The sequence below is a fragment of the Cupriavidus sp. FW216-B1 genome, assembly GCF_058789195.1.
Genome location: NZ_JBYTEL010000012.1, coordinates 94,503 through 112,423, shown reverse-complemented (window position 1 = coordinate 112,423; position 17,921 = coordinate 94,503). Strand labels below are relative to the sequence as shown.

At 70.7% G+C, this 17,921-nt stretch carries 16 protein-coding genes; 14 read left to right on the top strand and 2 right to left on the bottom strand.

Features of this window, described 5'->3' with window-relative positions:
- Nucleotides 1-10: 10 nt before the first annotated feature.
- Nucleotides 11-1,516: a peptidylprolyl isomerase gene (locus AC3WXD_RS23225; protein ID WP_029044335.1), complete on the bottom strand. Its 1,506-nt coding sequence runs from the start codon at nucleotides 1,514-1,516 to the stop codon at nucleotides 11-13.
- Between the two features lie 9 nt (nucleotides 1,517-1,525).
- The gene (locus AC3WXD_RS23220; RefSeq protein ID WP_492324780.1) at nucleotides 1,526-3,934 is read right to left on the bottom strand and encodes an LPS-assembly protein LptD; all 2,409 of its coding nucleotides are present in this window, start codon (nucleotides 3,932-3,934) and stop codon (nucleotides 1,526-1,528) included.
- 155 nt (nucleotides 3,935-4,089) lie between these two features.
- On the opposite strand from AC3WXD_RS23220, the gene AC3WXD_RS23215 reads away from it, so the two are divergent.
- From AC3WXD_RS23215 to ruvB, 14 genes are all read left to right on the top strand, one after another.
- On the top strand, nucleotides 4,090-5,124 hold the full coding sequence (locus AC3WXD_RS23215; protein ID WP_059410493.1) for an aminoglycoside phosphotransferase family protein: 1,035 nt from the start codon (nucleotides 4,090-4,092) through the stop codon (nucleotides 5,122-5,124).
- Complete coding sequence (locus AC3WXD_RS23210; RefSeq protein WP_020206448.1) at nucleotides 5,124-5,888, top strand: AzlC family ABC transporter permease; 765 nt, start codon at nucleotides 5,124-5,126, stop codon at nucleotides 5,886-5,888. Before AC3WXD_RS23215 ends, AC3WXD_RS23210 begins: the two co-directional genes overlap by 1 nt.
- Entirely contained in the window at nucleotides 5,885-6,223 is a 339-nt protein-coding gene (locus tag AC3WXD_RS23205) for an AzlD domain-containing protein (RefSeq protein WP_020206447.1), read from the top strand. The genes AC3WXD_RS23210 and AC3WXD_RS23205 overlap by 4 nt, the downstream gene beginning before the upstream one ends.
- Before the next feature lie 29 nt (nucleotides 6,224-6,252).
- On the top strand, nucleotides 6,253-6,993 hold the full coding sequence (gene murU, locus AC3WXD_RS23200; RefSeq protein WP_454730939.1) for an N-acetylmuramate alpha-1-phosphate uridylyltransferase MurU: 741 nt from the start codon (nucleotides 6,253-6,255) through the stop codon (nucleotides 6,991-6,993).
- Nucleotides 6,994-7,055: 62 nt separating this feature from the next.
- Nucleotides 7,056-8,438 carry an aminopeptidase P N-terminal domain-containing protein gene (locus AC3WXD_RS23195; RefSeq protein ID WP_029044332.1) on the top strand — a complete coding sequence of 461 codons (1,383 nt, stop codon included), beginning with the start codon at nucleotides 7,056-7,058 and terminating at the stop codon, nucleotides 8,436-8,438.
- Entirely contained in the window at nucleotides 8,435-8,944 is a 510-nt protein-coding gene (locus AC3WXD_RS23190; RefSeq protein WP_020206444.1) for a hypothetical protein, read from the top strand. The genes AC3WXD_RS23195 and AC3WXD_RS23190 overlap by 4 nt, the downstream gene beginning before the upstream one ends.
- Entirely contained in the window at nucleotides 8,925-10,190 is a 1,266-nt protein-coding gene (locus tag AC3WXD_RS23185) for a UbiH/UbiF/VisC/COQ6 family ubiquinone biosynthesis hydroxylase (RefSeq protein WP_492324779.1), read from the top strand. Before AC3WXD_RS23190 ends, AC3WXD_RS23185 begins: the two co-directional genes overlap by 20 nt.
- 258 nt (nucleotides 10,191-10,448) lie before the next feature.
- A complete protein-coding gene (gene dusB / locus AC3WXD_RS23180) occupies nucleotides 10,449-11,540 on the top strand; it encodes a tRNA dihydrouridine synthase DusB (RefSeq protein WP_492324778.1) in 1,092 nt (363 codons plus the stop codon).
- On the top strand, nucleotides 11,537-11,770 hold the full coding sequence (locus AC3WXD_RS23175) for a Fis family transcriptional regulator (RefSeq protein WP_017225335.1): 234 nt from the start codon (nucleotides 11,537-11,539) through the stop codon (nucleotides 11,768-11,770). The genes dusB and AC3WXD_RS23175 overlap by 4 nt, the downstream gene beginning before the upstream one ends.
- 16 nt (nucleotides 11,771-11,786) lie before the next feature.
- Nucleotides 11,787-13,361 carry a bifunctional phosphoribosylaminoimidazolecarboxamide formyltransferase/IMP cyclohydrolase gene (gene purH / locus AC3WXD_RS23170; RefSeq protein WP_492324777.1) on the top strand — a complete coding sequence of 525 codons (1,575 nt, stop codon included), beginning with the start codon at nucleotides 11,787-11,789 and terminating at the stop codon, nucleotides 13,359-13,361.
- 833 nt (nucleotides 13,362-14,194) lie between these two features.
- Nucleotides 14,195-14,740: a crossover junction endodeoxyribonuclease RuvC gene (gene ruvC / locus AC3WXD_RS23165; RefSeq protein WP_020203204.1), complete on the top strand. Its 546-nt coding sequence runs from the start codon at nucleotides 14,195-14,197 to the stop codon at nucleotides 14,738-14,740.
- Nucleotides 14,741-14,791: 51 nt separating this feature from the next.
- The gene (locus tag AC3WXD_RS23160; protein WP_492324776.1) at nucleotides 14,792-15,985 is read left to right on the top strand and encodes a glycerophosphodiester phosphodiesterase; all 1,194 of its coding nucleotides are present in this window, start codon (nucleotides 14,792-14,794) and stop codon (nucleotides 15,983-15,985) included.
- Nucleotides 15,986-16,042: 57 nt separating this feature from the next.
- A complete protein-coding gene (gene ruvA, locus AC3WXD_RS23155; protein ID WP_020203202.1) occupies nucleotides 16,043-16,624 on the top strand; it encodes a Holliday junction branch migration protein RuvA in 582 nt (193 codons plus the stop codon).
- An 81-nt stretch (nucleotides 16,625-16,705) separates the two neighbouring features.
- Entirely contained in the window at nucleotides 16,706-17,761 is a 1,056-nt protein-coding gene (ruvB, locus tag AC3WXD_RS23150; protein ID WP_020203201.1) for a Holliday junction branch migration DNA helicase RuvB, read from the top strand.
- Nucleotides 17,762-17,921 lie beyond the last annotated feature (160 nt).

Sequence of the window (17,921 nt, the reverse complement as noted above, 5' to 3'; positions counted from 1 at the left end):
GCGCGCGCGCTCAATTCTCGGAACGCTGGCGGTTGACGCGGTATTCCACGTAGGCCGCCTGGCGCAGTTGGCGCTGCCAATCTTCGTAGGCCGCGCGGATCTTCTGCTCGCGCACTTCGGCGCGGGCGAAATCGCGCTGCTTTTCCGGCGTGATCTCGGTTTCGCGGCGGTCGAGGACCTGGATCAGGTGCACGCCGAACTGGCTGACCACCGGCTCGGATACCTCGCCCGGGCGCAGCCGGCTCATGGCCTGCTCGAACTCGGGCACCAGCTCGCCGGGCGAGACCCAGCCGAGGTCGCCGCCGTTGGAGGCGGAGCCGTCCTGCGAGAAGCGGCGCGCGGCGTCGGCGAAATCGCCGCCGTGGGTGATGCGGTCGCGCAGCGTGGACAACTGGCGGCGCGCCTCGGCTTCCGGCATGTTGGGGCCGGTGCGGATCAGGATGTGGCGCACCTGGGTCTGGGCGATGCGCTCGCTGGCCGCCGGGTTCGGCGCCGCGGCCGGCGCGGTGCGCTTAGCCACCAGCTTGAGCACGTGGAAGCCGTTGGCGCTTTCGATCACCTGCGGCGCCACCGCGCCCACCTGCAGGTCGAGCACGGCGTTGGCGAACAGCGCCGGCAGGCGGCCGATCTCGCGGAAGCCGAGCGCGCCGCCCTGGGCCGCTTCCGCCGAGTCGGAGGCCTTCGCCAGCTGGGCGAAGTCGGCGCCGCCCTGGACCTGCTTGAGCAGGCCCTCGGCCTTGGCGCGCAGCGCGGTCTTCTGGGCGTCCGAGGCGTCTTCCGGCACGCGCACCAGGATCTGGGCGACGTTGTACTCGGTCGGGCCGCTGCCGGCGGCGCCCTGGCCGCCGCGCGCGGCGAGGTAGTTGTCGATCTCGCCGTCATAGACCTGGACCTTGGAGTCGACCTCGCGCTCGCGCAGGCGGATCACCTGCACCTGCTTGCGCAGCTCGTCGCGGTACTTGGGCCAGGCCATGCCGCTGCGCTCGACCTGCGAGCGCAGGTCGGTCACGCTCATGCGGTTCTGCTGCGCCACCGACTCGACCGCGCGGTCGACTTCCTGGTCGGTCACCTTGATGCCCGCGTCCTGCGCGGCCTGCGTCTGCACGCGCTCCATCACCAGGCGCTCCAGCACCTCGCCGAGCAGGTCGGCGCGCGCCGGCACCGGCCGGTTGGCGGCGCGCAGCTGTCCCTCGATCTCGTCGGCGCGGTCCAGCAGCTCGCGCCGTGTGATCACGCTGCTGTCGACGATCGCCACCACCTCGTCCACCAGCTGCGAGCGCTGGGCGGTGGCGCCGGGCTGCGTCACGCCCAGGCGCGGCTGGCTCGGCGAAGTGGCGCTGCTGTCGCCCGCCTGCGGCAGGAAGATGCCGGTGGCGCGCGGCTGGGCGCCGGGCGCCTTGAGCTGCGCCGCGGCAGGCAGTGCGAAAGCGGCCAGCAGCGCGGCCAGCAGCAGGCTATGCCAGCCGGTCAGGCCGGACGGCAGGTGGGACAACGCGGTGCTTTCTTGACGTTTCATCATGGTCCGTCATTCGTAATGGTCGAGCTGGGATGGAATCACCGGACTGGCGGTGACGGGCTCATAACCCGGCACGTTCAGCCGCAGTATATCCAGCGGATTGGAGCCGATCTTGGACAGCCCGCGGAACTCCACCTGGAAGAAGATCCGTCCGGTGTAGCCGTTCGTCGTGTTGCGGAAGCGCTGGTAGACCACCCGCCCGACCCAGCAGTCGGCCGCGTATTCGACCCCGGCGAGCGCGTCGACGAGCTGGCTCGCGCTCATGTCGAACGCGACCCGGCCGATGCCGTAGGTGCGCTGGGTCAGCGGCCACTGGCTCGACAGCTCGAGCTGGTCGATGGCGGTATCGTCCGTCACCGAGGTCGGCCGGCGGTAGCGGTAGCCGATATTGAACGTCTTGCGCGCCTCGGGACGCCACGAGAAGGCGATATTCGAATAAATCACACGGTCGCTGTCCGGGTTGTACTGCACCCCGGTATCGAGATAATAGCCCCGGAACAGCTGGACCGTGGCCGCCGCCAGCAGGTCGGAGTAGCCGGCCTTGCCGATCGGGTCGGTGCCGCCGATCTGCACGCGCTGGCCGGTCAGGTCGAAGCGCTGGGCGATGGTGCCGCGGAAGCGCTCGATGCCGGTGCCCGCCTCGATCAGGCGCGTGGTCACGCCGGCCGTGATCTTGTTGTTGTCGGCGATGCGGTCGTAGCCGGTAAACGGGTTCTCGCTGAAGATCTGGCCGTAGCCGAAGTCCGACTGCACGGTATCGAACAGCGGGAACAGGCTCTGGTCGCGGAACGGCGTGTAGACGTAGAACAGGCGCGGCTCGAGCGTCTGCACGTAGTTGACGCCGAACAGCCGGCTCACGGTCGGCGCGTCGCGCTCGAAGGTCATGCCGGAGTCCACGCTGAAGGTCGGCAGGTTCCGGTTCAGCGTGTTGGGCGTGCCCGGTGCCGTCGAGCCCGGCTCCATCTGGTACTGGGTGGCGTTGAACGACACCTTGGGTGTGACGAACCAGCCGGGCCGCACGATCGGGTAGCTGATCGACGGCTGGATGAACAGGCGGTCGCCTTCGGGCTGCTGCGCGCTGCCCGCCGACAGCGGGATGCGGAAGCGGCTGAAGTCGGTCTCCACCTGGATGTCGAAGCCGCCCAGGTCATAGCGCGTGTATCGGCCATTCAACTGCGGCACGCGCTCATAGGAAGTCCCGCTCGGCGGCAGCGTCTGGAACTTCTGCACACGCGCCAGCAGCGAGAAATCCTGCCAGTTGTAGGTAATGCCCCCTTCTTGGACATACTGCAACTGCGTGGCCTGCACCACCGAGCGGCTCAGGTCGTTCGGATACTGGGCATCCGACACCTTGTTCACGTTCACATACGCGGACAGCCCAGGGGCGAGCGTCTGCGCATGCTGGATCGAGTACGACCAGCGGTTGGTCTTGGTCTTCTGGTCGTCCGGCAGGAACTCGGCGCGGATGCGCCCGGCATAGCCGTTGCCGACATAACGGTAGTCGCTGCCGAGCTGGAAGCCGCGCGAGCTCACCACGCGCGGAAAGACCGTCAGGTCGCGGTTGGGCGCGATATTGAAGTAATACGGCGCCGTCAGGTCCAGGCCGGACGAGGAACTGTAGCCGAACAGTGGCGGCAGGAAGCCGCTGTGGCGGTCGCTGTTGAGCGGGAAGCTGAACACCGGCGCGGCCATGATCGGCACGTCGAAGAAGCGCAGCACGCCGCCGTAGGCGGTGCCGACCTCGCGGTCGTTGTCGATGTCGAGCGTGCGCGCGCTGAAATACCAGTCCGCGTTGTCCGGCGAGCAGGTGGTATAGGTGGCGTGCTGGATCGTGCTGACATCCTTGTCGAGGAAGTCGATGCGCTCGGCCTTGCCCGAGCCGCCGGTCTGCTGGAAATAATAGTCCGGCGACAGCATGTAGCCTTCGTTGGCCTCGACCTTGAGCCGGGCTTCCGGGCCCACCGCCAGCGAGCCGCCGCGCGACAGGCGCGCGTTGCCGTGCACGAAGGCCTCGTCGCTGTCCTGGTCGTAGGTGAGCTTGTCGCCCTTGACCACGCCGCCCGCGCGGCGCAGCTCGGCGTTGCCCTCGAGCTCCACGCCGCGCTGGTTGTAGCCGTTCATGCGGTCGCCCGAGACGAAGGTCGGCGGGTTCTCGCCGGGCGCCGCCGGCGGGGCCTGGGGGCCGCCGGGCTCGGCCAGGCGCGGCACCAGCTCACCGGAGACCGGCGGCGCCTCGGGCACCCGCTCGGCGGCGGGCTCGGCGACCGGCAGGTCGGGAATGGCCGAACTCACTGTCTGCGCCTGCGCGCACACCGACCATCCGGCCATCGCCAACACGAGCGGGCGCAGTGCGCTGCCGGGCAGTCGCGCCGATGTCTTGCTTGCCTTCTGGTGCGGTGATCGTCGTTGTTCGGTCATGCGAGCGGGTCATGGGTCAGCGCGACGGCGGCGGTCCAGTGGCCGCCAGCCGCCGCCGGAGCAGGCTTTCCGGGCAAGGCAAGCCCACCCGGGGCCGCCCCGGGGCCCGGTGCTGGTCGGGTATTATACGGGGCATCGTATTCTCCCTTTCCGGCATGGCAGCACATCCTCTCGACCCGCGTCTCGACCAGCTCAAACTGTGGGTGTCCGGACTCGGTCCGGCCTGGTCGGTCGACCCCGCCTCCTGCGTGCCGGCCTCGGCCGACGCCAGCTTCCGGCGCTACTTCCGCGCCCGCACCGGCAATCCGGCGCATCCGAGCGTGATCGTGATGGATGCGCCGCCCGCGCAGGAAGACTGCCGCCCGTTCATCCACGTGGCCGGCCTGTTCGGCGACGCCGGCGTGACCGTGCCCAAGGTGCTGGCGCAGGACCTGGAGCAGGGCTTCCTGCTGCTGAGCGACCTGGGCAATACCACCTACCTGTCGCGGCTCGACGCCGCCAGCGCGCGGCAGCTGTACGGCGACGCCGCGGCGGCGCTGGTGCGCATCCAGGCGGCCACCCGCCCCGGCACCCTGCCCGCCTACGACCAGGCACTGCTGCAGCGCGAGCTCGACCTGTTCCCGCAGTGGTACGTGGCGCGGCACCTCGGCGTCACGCTCACGGCGGCGCAGCAGGAAGGCCTGGCCGAAGTGATGCAGGCGCTGCTGGCCAACAACCTCGCGCAGCCGCAGGTCTACGTGCACCGCGACTACCACTCGCGCAACCTGATGGTGCTCGAGGGCGAGGCCAATCCCGGCATCCTCGACTTCCAGGACGCGGTGATCGGCCCCATCACCTACGACGCGGTCTCGCTGTGGCGCGACGCCTACGTCGAATGGGAAGAAGAGGCGCAGCTCGACTGGCTGATCCGCTACTGGGAGCGCGCGCGCAAGGCCGGCCTGCCGGTGGCCGGCGATTTCGGCGACTTCTACCGCGACTTCGAGTGGATGGGCCTGCAGCGCCATCTCAAGGTGCTCGGCATCTTCGCCCGCCTGTACCACCGCGACGGCAAGGACGGCTACCTCGCCAACCTGCCGCTGGTGCTGAAATACGCGCGCCAGGTGGCCGGCCGCTACGCCGAACTGCGCAAGCTGGTACGCCTGTTCGACGCCCTCGACGGCGTCGAGCGCCCGGTCGGCTACACCTTCTGATGGCCGCCGCGCAAGGCGCGCCCGCCGCCTCGCCCGCCGGGCCCGCCGCCACCCGCCGCGGCGAATGGTGGGCCGGCGTGCGCGCGCTGGCGCCGATGCTGCTCGGCGTGGTGCCGTTCGGCCTGATCTACGGCGTGCTGGCGGTCAATGCCGGCATGCCGGCGTGGCTGGCCTGCGCCATGAGCGCGGTGGTGTTCGGCGGCGCCTCGCAGATGATCCTCACGCAGTTGTGGGCGGCCGGCACGCCGGCCGTGCTGATCGCGGTCACGGTGGCGATGGTCAACCTGCGCCACGCGCTCTACTCGGCCAGCATCGCGCCGGCGCTGGCCCACCTGCCGCGCCGCTGGAAGGCGCTGGTGGCCTACCTGCTGACCGACGAGGCCTTCGCCGCCATGACGCGCCGCCTGGCCGACGACGGCGAGCGGCGACGCTACCGCCACTGGTTCTTCTTCGGCGCCGGGTTCTCGCTGTGGGCGAGCTGGCAGGTCTCGACGCTGGCCGGCGTGCTGGTCGGCGCGCAGGTGCCGCGCGACTGGCCGCTCGACTTCTTCCTGCCGCTGACCTTCATCGCCATCATCGTGCCCGGCATCCGGCACCGCTCGCATGGCGCCGCGGCGCTGGTGGCCAGCGCGCTGGCGGTGGCCTGCTTCGGCATGCCGCACAAGCTGGGCCTGATGGTGGCGGCGCTGGGCGGCATCGCCGCCGGCATGCTGCTGCGCGGCGGCGGCCAGCGCAAGCACGGCGCCACGGAGCCCGCGGCATGAGCCAGATGACCTTGCTGCTGGTGTTCCTCGGCGCCGGCCTCGCCACCTTCCTGATCCGCCTGTCCTTCATCGCCGTGGAAGGCCGGGTGCGGCTGCCCTCGTGGTTCCGCACCGCGCTGCAGTTCGTGCCGGCGGCCATGCTGTCGGCGCTGATCGCGCCCGACCTGCTGATGCGCGGCGGCCGGCTCGCGCTCGGCCTGGACAACGCGCGCCTGCTGGCCGGCCTGGTGGCCATCGTCATCGCCGCGCGCACGCGCAGCGTCGGCTGGACCATCGCCGGCGGCATGGCCACGCTGATCGGCCTCACCTGGTGGCTCGGCCACCTGCCGAAATGAACGCCAACGCGAATGCACCGGAGCCCGCCTTGAAAGCCATGATCTTCGCCGCCGGGCGCGGCGAGCGCATGCGCCCGCTGACCGACGCCCGCCCCAAGCCGCTGCTGCCGGCCGGCGGCAAGCCGCTGATCGTCTGGCAGATCGAGGCGCTGGCGCGCGCCGGCTTCACCGACATCGTCATCAACCACGCATGGCTCGGCCAGCAGATCGAGGACGCGCTCGGCGACGGCGGCCGCTTCGGCGTGCGCCTGGCCTACTCGGCCGAGGCCAGCGCGCTGGAGACCGCCGGCGGCATCGCCCGCGCCCTGCCGCTGCTGAGCGCGGCGCCGGCGCGCGGCGACATCTTCCTGGCGGTGTCGGGCGACATCTTCACCGACTTCGACTACCGCGCGCTGCTGCCGCGCGCGCGCGCGCTGGCCGGCGCGCCCGAGCCGCGCATGCACCTGGTGATGGTGCCCAACCCGCCGTTCCATCCCGGCGGCGACTTCGCGCTCGGCGCCGACGGCCTGCTGCGGCCCGCCGGCAGCGCCGGCGCGGCCAGCCTCACCTTCGGCAACATCGGCCTGTACGACACGCGCATGTTCGCCGACATCGAGCCCGGCCGGAAGGTCGCGATGACGCCCTACTACCGCGCCGCCGTGGCCGCCGGCCTGGCCAGCGGCGAGCGCTTCGACGGCGCCTGGGAGAACGTCGGCACCCCGGCCCAGCTTGCCGGCCTGGACGCCGCCCTGCGCGCCGCGGCCGGCGCCGGCGCCGCGCCGCCGCGCTGACCCGCCGATGGCGGCGGCGTAGAATCGAGCCTGTTCCCCCCAACATCCACGTGGCCACACACATGACCGCTCCCGACCCCGCCCTTCTTTCCGCCTGTCGCGGCCGCCGCGCCCGCGTGCTGCAGCAGTTGCGCGCCGCCGGCGGCGGCGTGGCGATCCTGCCTACCGCGCCGGAAGCCATGCGCAACCGCGACAGCGACTACCCGTATCGCCACGACAGCTATTTCTATTACCTGACCGGCTTCACCGAGCCGGAAGCGGTGCTGGTGCTGGTGGCGCCGGCCGCGGGCCCGGAGCGCTGCATCCTGTTCTGCCGCCCCAAGCACGAAGAGCGCGAGATCTGGGACGGCTTCCGCCACGGCCCGGAAGGCGCGCAGGCCGCGTTCGGCTTCGACGCGGCGCATTCGGTCGAGGAGATCGACACGCTGCTGCCGCCGCTGCTGGCCAACCACGCCGTGCTGGCCTACCCGCTGGCCGCCACCACCCGCACCGACATGCAGGTGCGCCGCTGGCTCGACGCGGTGCGCATGCAGGGCCGCGCCGGCGTGACCGCGCCGGCGACCGCGCTCGACATCCGCACCATCCTCGACGAGATGCGCCTGTTCAAGGACGCCGGCGAGATCGCGGTGATGCGCCGCGCCGGCGAGATCTCGGCGCAGGCGCACGTGCGCGCCATGCGCGCGTCGCGCCAGGGGCTGCGCGAATACCACCTCGAAGCCGAGCTGCTCTACGAATTCCGCCGCCACGGCGCGCAGAGCGTGGCCTACAACTCGATCGTCGCCACCGGCGCCAATGCCTGCGTGCTGCACTACCGCGCCGGCCCGGCCGAACTGCGCGACGGCGACCTGTGCCTGATCGACGCCGGCTGCGAACTCGATAGCTATGCGTCGGACATCACCCGCACCTTCCCGGTCTCGGGCCGCTTCTCGCCGGCCCAGCGCGAGCTCTACGACCTGGTGCTGGCCGCGCAGGAAGCCGCCATTGCCGAGACCCGCCCCGGCGTGCCCTACAACGTGCCGCACGACGCCGCCACGCGCGTGCTGGCGCAGGGCATGCTCGACAGCGGCCTGCTCGACGCGAACCGCTGCGGCAACGTCGACGACGTGCTCGCCAGCGGCGCCTACCGCCAGTTCTACATGCACCGCACCGGCCACTGGCTGGGCATGGACGTGCACGACGTGGGCGAATACCGCGTGCCGGGCGCCGCGCCGGCCGAAGGCGAACGCCCGTGGCGCCCGCTCGAGCCCGGCATGGTGCTGACCGTGGAGCCGGGCATCTACGTGCGCCCGGCGCCGGATGTGCCCGAGCGCTTCTGGCACATCGGCATCCGCATCGAGGACGACGCGGTCGTCACCGCCGCCGGCTGCGAGCTGATCACGCGCGGCGTGCCGGTCAAGGCCGACGAGATCGAAGCCCTCATGCGCGAGGCGGGAGGTGCGCGATGATCGGCTGGCTGCGCAAGGTCCTGCCCGGCGCCGGCCGCGCCGACGCCCCGCGCGCGCGCGGCTACGATCCGTCGCAGCCGTTCGTGATCAATCTCTACGATGACCGCGTGGTGGTGCACCGCCCCGACGGCCAGCGCGAGGAAGTCGAGTGGGACGCGCTGGAGCGCGTGGTGGTGCGGGTCTCGAACCGCGAGCCGTGGGCCGGTCCCGCCTGGCTGATCCTGGTCGGCGACCCGGCCGCCGACGGCACCCGGCGCGGCTGCGTGGTGCCGATGAACGCGGTCAACCAGGCCGCGCTGGTGGAGCGCCTGCAGGCGCTGCCCGGCTTCAGCCAGTCCAAGCTCGACAACGCGCTGCGCGACGCCGCGGCCGGCAAGCACCGCACCGACGCCAACCTGTGGAAGCGCGGCGCGCAGCCGGAGCCGGCCGCGAGCGATGCCGGCGCGGCGGACCCGGCAAGGCAGGCGGATGCGGCGGACGGCACGCATGCGCCCGGCGGCCACTGACGACATCATGGACGCGGATATCGCCATCGTCGGCGCCGGCCCGGTCGGCCTGTCCCTGGCCTGCCTGCTGCTGCGCACCAGTCCCTGGCGGGTGGCGCTGATCGACGCCGCCACGCCGGCGCGCGCGGCGCGCGACCCGCGCGCCATCGCGCTCTCGCACGGCAGCCGCCAGCTGCTCGAGCAGATCGGCGCATGGCCGCGCGCGGTGACGCCGATCGAACACATCCATGTGTCGCAGCGCGGGCGCTTCGGCCACGTGCGCCTGCACCACGACGACTACGCCGTGCCGGCGCTCGGCTACGTGGTGCGCTACGGCGAGCTGTGCGGCGCGCTCGAGCGGGCGCTGGCCGCGGCCGCGCAGTCCGTGCCGGACGGCGGCGCGCGCCTGCTGCGCGCCTACGACACGCACATCGGGCACACCGGGCAGCACGACGATCCCGCCGGGCTGGTGCGCCTGAGCGGCCACGCGCACGAGCAGCAGCCCGCCGTCTTCACCGCGCGGCTGGCGGTGCAGGCCGAGGGCGGCCTGTTCCAGCCGCAGGCCGACAAGGACCAGGGCAAAGACAAGGACAAGGCCGCGCCGCGCGCGCGCGGCGGCCCGGTGTTCCGGCGCGACTACGGCCAGACCGCCATCATCGCCCACGTGATCTGTTCGCGTCCGCAGCCGGGCTGGGCCTGGGAGCGCTTCACCGAGGAAGGCCCGCTGGCGCTGCTGCCCTATGAAGAACAGCACGGCGAGCCGGGCTACGCGCTGGTCTGGTGCTGCCCGCCGGAACAGGCGGCGCGCCGCCTGGCCCTGCCCGACGCGGCGTTCCTCGCCGAGCTGGAGCAGGCGTTCGGCGCGCGCATGGGCCGCTTCACCGCGATCGGCAAGCGCCACGCGTTCCCGCTCGGGCTCAATGCCGCCCAGGTAACGGTCGACGGCCGCGTGGTCGCGGTCGGCAATGCGGCGCAGACGCTGCATCCGGTGGCCGGCCAGGGCCTCAACCTGGGGCTGCGCGACGCGTTCGCGCTGGGCGCCGCGCTGCGCGCCGAGTGCAGCCCGCAGGCCTTGCAGGCGTTCGCCGGGCGGCAGCGGCTGGACCGCGCCGTGACCATCGGCGTGACCGACATGCTGCCCCGGCTGTTCGGCGTGTCCTACCCGCTGGCCGCGCATGCGCGCGGCGCCTCGCTGGCGGCGCTGGCCTGCCTCGGGCCGCTCAAGGATGCGCTGGCGCGGCAGATGATGTACGGCATGCGGCGCTGACGCCGCCGGGCCCGCGGCAACGCGCTCTGCGGGGCGCGCGGCCGCGCTGCGCCACGGTCCCGCCGCCGGCCGTCGCGGCGCCCTTGCGATTATTTGCTCAAAACTTAAGCAACCCGCCCGGTTTGGCGGTAAAATCCTGCCCTCGCACATGCCCCTGGAAGTCGCCGAACCATGCGCCGAGCATGGTTCCGGCAGGGCATGCCATTTCATTTTTGTCTCGTTGCGGGCCGCCTTGCCGGCCCCCCGCCAGTCTCTATCGTGCAAATCGGACCGCACCTGCTCCGCAACAATCTGTTCGTCGCGCCCATGGCCGGCGTGACGGACCGTCCCTTCCGCCAGCTCTGCAAGCGGCTGGGCGCGGGTTATGCGGTGTCGGAAATGGTCGCGTCCAATGCGCAGTTGTGGAAGAGCGAGAAGACCATGCGGCGCGCCAATCACACTGGCGAAGTCGAGCCGATCGCGGTGCAGATCGCCGGCGCCGAGCCGTCGATGATGGCCGAGGCGGCGCGCTACAACGTCGAGCGCGGCGCGCAGATCATCGACATCAACATGGGCTGCCCGGCCAAGAAGGTGTGCAACGTCGCCGCCGGCTCGGCGCTGCTGCAGAACGAGCCGCTGGTGGCGCGCATCGTCGCGGCGGTGGTCGCCGCGGTGGCCGAGGTCGATCCGCGCGTGCCCGTCACGCTCAAGATCCGCACCGGCTGGGACCGCCAGAACCGCAACGCGCTGCGCGTCGCGCACCTCGCGCAGGAGGCCGGCATCAGCATGCTGACCGTGCACGGCCGCACGCGCGCCGACCTGTACAAGGGCGAGGCCGAGTACGAGACCATCGCCGCGGTCAAGGCGTCGGTCTCGATCCCGGTGGTCGCCAACGGCGACATCGACTCGCCGCACAAGGCCAGGCACGTGCTGGCCGCGACCGGCGCCGACGCCATCATGATCGGCCGCGCGGCGCAGGGCCGGCCCTGGCTGTTCCGCGAGATCGCGCACTATCTCGACACCGGCGCGCTGCTGCCGCCGCCCGAGGTGGCCGAGATCCGCGCGATCATGAACGAGCACCTCGAAGACCACTACGCGTTCTACGGCGAGTTCACCGGCGTGCGCACCGCGCGCAAGCACATCGCGTGGTACACGCGCGGGCTGGCCGGCGCCAGCCTGTTCCGCCACCACATGAACACGCTGGACAGCAGCACCGCCCAGCTGGCCGCGGTCAACGCCTTCTTCGACCAGCAGGCGCTGCTGTCGGACCGCCTGGTCTACGTGGACGAAGGCGCGGCCGGCCCGGACGGCGACGAAGACGACCGCAACGGGTCGAACAACAACAAGAACGGGGAGTTGCTTGCCGCATGAGCCGCAACGCTATCGACCAGTGCATTCGGGACAGCCTGAGTGCCTATTTCCGCGACCTGGACGGCGAAGAGCCGTCGAACATGTACAACATGGTGCTCGAAGCGGTGGAGCGGCCGCTGCTGGAAGCCGTGATGGCGCGCGCCGAGCGCAACCAGTCGCTGGCCGCCGCCTACCTGGGCATCAATCGCAATACGCTGCGCAAGAAACTGCAGCAGCACGGTTTACTTTGAAGCGTTCCCCACAGCCATGATCAAGCAAGCTCTTCTCTCCGTATCCGACAAGACCGGCATCGTCGACTTCGCCCGCGAGCTCAACGCGCTGGGCGTGGCGCTGCTCTCCACCGGCGGCACCGCCAAGCTGCTCGCCGAGGCCGGCCTGCCGGTCACGGAAGTGGCCGACTACACCGGCTTCCCCGAAATGCTCGACGGCCGCGTCAAGACGCTGCACCCCAAGGTACACGGCGGCATCCTGGCGCGCCGCGACCTGCCCGAGCACATGGCCGCGCTGGCCGCGCACGACATCCCCACCATCGACCTGCTGGTGGTCAACCTGTACCCGTTCCAGCAGACCGTGGCCAAGGACGACTGCACGCTGCCGGACGCGATCGAGAACATCGACATCGGCGGCCCCACCATGCTGCGCTCGGCGGCCAAGAACCACCGCGACGTCACCGTGGTGGTGGATCCCGCCGACTACGCGCCGGTGCTGGCGGAAATGCGCGCCAACGCCAGCAGCGTCGGCTACGACACCAACTTCCGCCTGGCCACCAAGGTGTTCGCGCACACCGCGCAGTACGACGGCGCCATCACCAATTACCTGACCAGCCTCGGCGCCGACAAGTCGCACCAGGCCCGCAGCGCCTACCCGCAGACGCTCAACCTCGCCTTCGAGAAGGTGCAGGAAATGCGCTACGGCGAGAACCCGCACCAGTCGGCCGCGTTCTACCGCGACCTCAAGCCGTTCGACGGCGCGCTGGCCAACTACGCGCAGCTGCAGGGCAAGGAACTGTCGTACAACAACATCGCCGACGCCGACGCCGCGTGGGAATGCGTCAAGTCGTTCGACGCCGCCTACGGCGCGGCCTGCGTCATCATCAAGCACGCCAACCCGTGCGGCGTGGCAGTGAGCGCCAGCGCGCTGGAAGCCTACGAGAAGGCCTTCAAGACCGACTCCACCTCGGCCTTCGGCGGCATCATCGCCTTCAACGTCGAGCTCGACGAAGCCGCCGCGCAGGTGGTGGCCAAGCAGTTCGTCGAAGTGCTGATCGCGCCGTCGTTCACGGCCGGCGCGCGCGCGGTGTTCGCCGCCAAGCAGAACGTGCGCCTGCTGGAGATCCCGCTCGGCAAGGGCGTGAACCCGTATGACTTCAAGCGCGTCGGCGGCGGCCTGCTGGTGCAGGGCCCGGACGCCAGGAACGTGCAGCGCGAAGAACTGCGCGTGGTGACCAAGCGCCATCCCACCCCGAAGGAAATGGACGACCTGATGTTCGCCTGGCGCGTGGCCAAGTTCGTCAAGTCCAACGCCATCGTGTTCTGCGGCGGCGGCATGACGCTGGGCGTCGGCGCCGGCCAGATGAGCCGCGTGGACTCCGCGCGCATCGCCAGCATCAAGGCGCAGAACGCCGGCCTGACGCTGGCCGGCTCGGCGGTGGCGTCGGATGCGTTCTTCCCGTTCCGCGACGGCCTCGACGTGGTGGTGGACGCGGGCGCCTCGTGCGTGATCCAGCCCGGCGGTTCGGTGCGGGACGATGAGGTGATCGCGGCGGCGGATGAGAGGAATATTGCGATGGTGCTGACTGGGACTCGGCATTTCAGGCATTGATTGGCCTGATTTGAGCGACGGGCGGTTTTTTTTTGGCCGCGTTGGCGCTTGAACCCAAAAGCTGTATGACATCCCCGCTGCGCGGGGCTGCCAGTCACTTTCTTTTGTCTGAAAAGAAAGTAACCAAAGAAAGCAGACCCCTCGGCGGAGGGCCAGACCCTTGGCACGGTGTCCGTGTTTTGGCGACGGCAGGGCGTGAATGTGGTTCTTGAGCTGGCATCTGCCGTTACCGGCTTGGGCGACCACGACATAGCATCCTCGTGGTTTCGTGGTGGGCGCGGTGGACCGGAGCGCGGGTGTCGGCGGGCACTCTTGCACAGCAATACGCTGGCACTGAGTGCCCTCGCGCCGGAGCCACCACGCCCACCACGAAACCCGTGCCGCTTCCATGACGCGCCCATCCGCTCCGGTCGCGGCAGCAGCCTGAAGGGCCTGGGCCTCCGCCATCATGCAGCGCCACCACGAATCAAACACCACCCGCGACGCCGCAGGCGAGCAAACCGGTAGCGTCAGCAGCCTCATCGAAGCCACAGACCGCACCACGAAACCACCACCAGACATAAGGTCTGAGCGCCCAGCCCCCCTGCAAGGGGTCTGCTTTCTTTGGTTACTTTCTTTTCAGACAAAAGAAAGTGACTGGCAGCCCCGCGCAGCGGGGATGTCATATGGCCATTGGATTCAAGCACCAAAACCGCCCGCAAACCCCGACCGAACAGGCAAACCACACGACATAGCCATCAGCCATCCCCCAGCAGCAAAGCCCCACAAAGCAATGTCATACTGACACCCTCTCCAGCCCCGCGGCCAGATCGCAAGCAGACACCCCAAATCCCATGCGTATCCTCGGCATCGACCCCGGCCTCCGCACCACCGGCTTCGGCGTGCTCGAAAAGCACGGCAGCAAGCTCAGCTACATCGCCTCGGGCACCATCAAGAGCGATGGCGAGAGCGATCTGCCCTCGCGTCTCAAGACGCTGTTCGACGGCATCAGCGAGGTCGCGCGCACCTATGCGCCGGACTGCGCCGCGATCGAGAAGGTGTTCGTCAACGTCAACCCGCAATCCACGCTGCTGCTGGGCCAGGCTCGCGGCGCGGCGATCTGCGGGCTGGTGGGCCAGGGCCTGCCGGTGTTCGAGTACACCGCGCTGCAGTTGAAGGTGGCGGTGGTCGGCTATGGCCGCGCCAACAAGGAGCAGGTGCAGGAGATGGTGATGCGCCTGCTGAGCCTGAGCGGCCGGCCCGGTTCCGATGCGGCCGACGCGCTCGGCGTGGCGATCTGCCATGCCAACGGCAGCAATACGCTGGGCGCGCTGACGGGCCTCGCGCCCGAGCTGGTGCGCAAGGGCATGCGCGTGCGGCGCGGCCGGCTGGTCGGCTGATCGTCTTTCCGGGCCGCTTACAATCGGACGGTTGCCCGCCCGAGGATGCCCATGTTTCGCCTGCCCGCCGACTTCCGTCGCCTTCGCGCTTGCGCGCGTCCGCGCCTGCCACGCCTGGCCGCGCTGCTGCCGGCACTGGCCGCCGCGGTCCTGGCCGGCTGCGCCGCGCCGCCGCCGGTGGCCACCGCGCCGGCTCCCGCCGCATCGCCGGCGCCGGCCGCGCCCAGGGCGCTGGTGATCGGGCATCGCGGCGCCAGCGCGCTGCGCCCGGAACACACGCTGGCATCCTACGCGCGCGCCATCGAGGACGGCGCCGACGCCATCGAGCCGGACCTCGTGACGACGCGCGACGGCGTGCTGGTGGCCCGCCACGAGAACGAGATCGGCGGCACCACCAATGTCTCCACGCTGCCGCAGTTCGCCGGCCGCAAGCGCATCAAGGTGATCGACGGCGAGCGCCTGGACGGCTGGTTCACCGAGGACTTCACGCTGGCCGAACTGAAGACGCTGCGCGCGCGCGAGCGCATCCCGCAGCTGCGCCGCGCCAACACGCAGTACAACGACCAGTTCGAGATCCCGACCCTCGACGAGATCATCGACATGGTGGCCAGCGCTTCGCGGCGCAGCGGCCGCGTGATCGCCCTGTACCCCGAGACCAAGCACCCGAGCTACTTCCGCGGCATCGGCCTGCCGCTCGAGGAAAAGCTGGTGGCCACGCTGCGCGCGCACGCCTATACGCGCAGCGCGCCGGTGTACGTGCAGTCGTTCGAGAGCGGCAACCTGCGCGAGCTGCGCCAGCGCCTGGGCGCCGGCATGCCGAACGTGAAGCTGGTGCAGCTGATGGGCGGCGCGCGCGGCCGGCCCGCCGACTGGCGCCTGGCCGGCGACACCCGCACCTACGCCGACATGATGACGCCCATCGGCCTACGCGAGGTGGCCAGCTATGCCGGCGGCATCGCGCCGGAGAAGTCCAGCGTGGTGCCGCGCGATGCCGGCGGCGGCCTGGGCGCGCCCACCGCGCTGGTGCGCAACGCCCATGCCGCCGGGCTGCTGGTGCACCCGTACACGTTCCGCCCCGAGAACAGCTTCCTGCCGCGCGGCCTGCGCACCGGCGGCGACGATGCCACGCGCAGCCCGGACGGCATGGTGCGGGAGGTGCAGGCCTTCCTGGCCGCCGGCGTCGACGGCGTTTTCACCGACGACCCGGCGCTGGGCCGCCGCGCCGTCGACACCCTGGGACGCTGACCCGCCGCTCGGCTACACTGGCGCCCACTTTCGCTTTCGCCGCACACACCAGACACCATGATCGGACGCATCGCCGGCACCCTCATCGAGAAGAATCCCCCGCACCTGCTGGTCGACTGCCACGGCGTCGGCTACGAGATCGACGTGCCGATGAGCACGTTCTACAACCTTCCCGCGGTGGGCCATCCGGTCACGCTGCTGACCCAGCAGATCGTGCGCGAGGACGCGCACCTGCTGTACGGCTTCGGCACCGCCACCGAGCGCAATGCGTTCCGCGAGCTGATCAAGATCACCGGCATCGGCGCGCGCATGGCGCTGGCCGTGCTGTCGGGCATGTCGGTCGGCGAGCTGGCGCAGGCCATCACGCTGCAGGAGGCCGGGCGCCTGACGCGCGTGCCGGGTATCGGCAAGAAGACCGCCGAGCGCCTGCTGCTCGAGCTCAAGGGCAAGCTCGGCGCCGAGCTCGGCCACGCGCCGGGCAGCACGCCGGTGCACGACAACGCCGTCGACATCCTCAACGCGCTGCTGGCGCTGGGCTACTCGGAGAAGGAAGCGGCGCTGGCCATCAAGCAGGTGCCGGCCGGCACCGGCGTGTCGGACGGCATCAAGCTGGCGCTGAAGTCGCTCTCCAAGGGCTGAGCGGCCGCGGGCAGGCGCGGCCGGCGCGGGTAGCGCGGCCCGGAGGGGCTACAATCGAGCCACTTCGCCCGCAGCACACCCATGATCGAAACCGACAAGCTGGTCCCCGACCGCGGCAGCGACCGCGTGATCGCCCCCACCACCGCCTCCCCCAGCGAGGAGGCCTTCGAGCGCGCGCTGCGCCCGAAGCTGCTCGACGAATACGTCGGCCAGGAGAAGGTGCGCGGCCAGCTCGACATCTTCATGCACGCCGCGCGCAACCGCCGCGAGGCGCTCGACCACGTGCTGCTGTTCGGCCCGCCGGGCCTGGGCAAGACCACGCTGGCGCACATCATCGCGCGCGAGATGGGCGTGAACCTGCGCCAGACCTCCGGCCCGGTGCTGGAGCGCCCGGGCGACCTCGCCGCGCTGCTGACCAACCTCGAGGCCAACGACGTCCTCTTCATCGACGAGATCCACCGCCTCTCGCCGGTGGTGGAGGAAATCCTGTACCCGGCGCTCGAGGACTACCAGATCGACATCATGATCGGCGAGGGGCCGGCCGCGCGCTCGGTCAAGCTGGACCTGCAGCCGTTCACGCTGGTCGGCGCCACCACGCGCGCCGGCATGCTGACCAACCCGCTGCGCGACCGCTTCGGCATCGTCGCGCGGCTGGAGTTCTACACCGCCGAGGAGCTCGGGCGCATCGTCACCCGCTCGGCGCAACTGCTCAATGCCCGCATCGACCCGCTCGGCGCGCTGGAGATCGCCCGCCGCGCGCGCGGCACGCCGCGCATCGCCAACCGCCTGCTGCGGCGCGTGCGCGATTTCGCCGAGGTCAAGAGCGACGGCACCATCACGCGCGCCACCGCCGATGCCGCGCTGGCCATGCTCGACGTGGACGCGGTCGGCTTCGACCTGATGGACCGCAAGCTGCTCGAGGCCATCCTGCACAAGTTCGGCGGCGGCCCGGTCGGCGTGGACAACCTCGCCGCGGCCATCGGCGAGGAGCGCGACACCATCGAGGACGTGCTGGAGCCGTACCTGATCCAGCAGGGCTACCTGCAGCGCACGCCGCGCGGGCGCATGGCCACGGCCGCCGCCTACCTGCACTTCGGGCTGCCCGCGCCGGGCGGCGAGGCCGAGCCGGCGCCCTGAGGCGCGGCGGCGACGGCCGCGCGGTGCCGCGTATCCCGTGTTAAATGTTTTCGTTGCCCGCAGACAATTCTTTCGTCGCGCGTTGCTGGCGGCTGCCTGCCTGTTCACAATGGCTTAGTTCCGGCCGCCGCGAGGCGGTACCGGCCTGGCGCCGCATGCC

Excerpts from the sequence above, each read along its gene's own strand:
- AC3WXD_RS23225 (WP_029044335.1), bottom strand. The coding sequence starts at position 1,516 with ATGAAACGTCAAGAAAGCACCGCGTTGTCCCACCTGCCGTCCGGCCTG.
- AC3WXD_RS23220 (WP_492324780.1), bottom strand. The coding sequence starts at position 3,934 with ATGACCGAACAACGACGATCACCGCACCAGAAGGCAAGCAAGACATCG.
- AC3WXD_RS23215 (WP_059410493.1), top strand. The coding sequence starts at position 4,090 with ATGGCAGCACATCCTCTCGACCCGCGTCTCGACCAGCTCAAACTGTGG.
- AC3WXD_RS23210 (WP_020206448.1), top strand. The coding sequence starts at position 5,124 with ATGGCCGCCGCGCAAGGCGCGCCCGCCGCCTCGCCCGCCGGGCCCGCC.
- AC3WXD_RS23205 (WP_020206447.1), top strand. The coding sequence starts at position 5,885 with ATGAGCCAGATGACCTTGCTGCTGGTGTTCCTCGGCGCCGGCCTCGCC.
- AC3WXD_RS23195 (WP_029044332.1), top strand. The coding sequence starts at position 7,056 with ATGACCGCTCCCGACCCCGCCCTTCTTTCCGCCTGTCGCGGCCGCCGC.
- AC3WXD_RS23190 (WP_020206444.1), top strand. The coding sequence starts at position 8,435 with ATGATCGGCTGGCTGCGCAAGGTCCTGCCCGGCGCCGGCCGCGCCGAC.
- AC3WXD_RS23185 (WP_492324779.1), top strand. The coding sequence starts at position 8,925 with ATGCGCCCGGCGGCCACTGACGACATCATGGACGCGGATATCGCCATC.
- AC3WXD_RS23175 (WP_017225335.1), top strand. The coding sequence starts at position 11,537 with ATGAGCCGCAACGCTATCGACCAGTGCATTCGGGACAGCCTGAGTGCC.
- purH (WP_492324777.1), top strand. The coding sequence starts at position 11,787 with ATGATCAAGCAAGCTCTTCTCTCCGTATCCGACAAGACCGGCATCGTC.
- ruvC (WP_020203204.1), top strand. The coding sequence starts at position 14,195 with ATGCGTATCCTCGGCATCGACCCCGGCCTCCGCACCACCGGCTTCGGC.
- AC3WXD_RS23160 (WP_492324776.1), top strand. The coding sequence starts at position 14,792 with ATGTTTCGCCTGCCCGCCGACTTCCGTCGCCTTCGCGCTTGCGCGCGT.
- ruvA (WP_020203202.1), top strand. The coding sequence starts at position 16,043 with ATGATCGGACGCATCGCCGGCACCCTCATCGAGAAGAATCCCCCGCAC.
- ruvB (WP_020203201.1), top strand. The coding sequence starts at position 16,706 with ATGATCGAAACCGACAAGCTGGTCCCCGACCGCGGCAGCGACCGCGTG.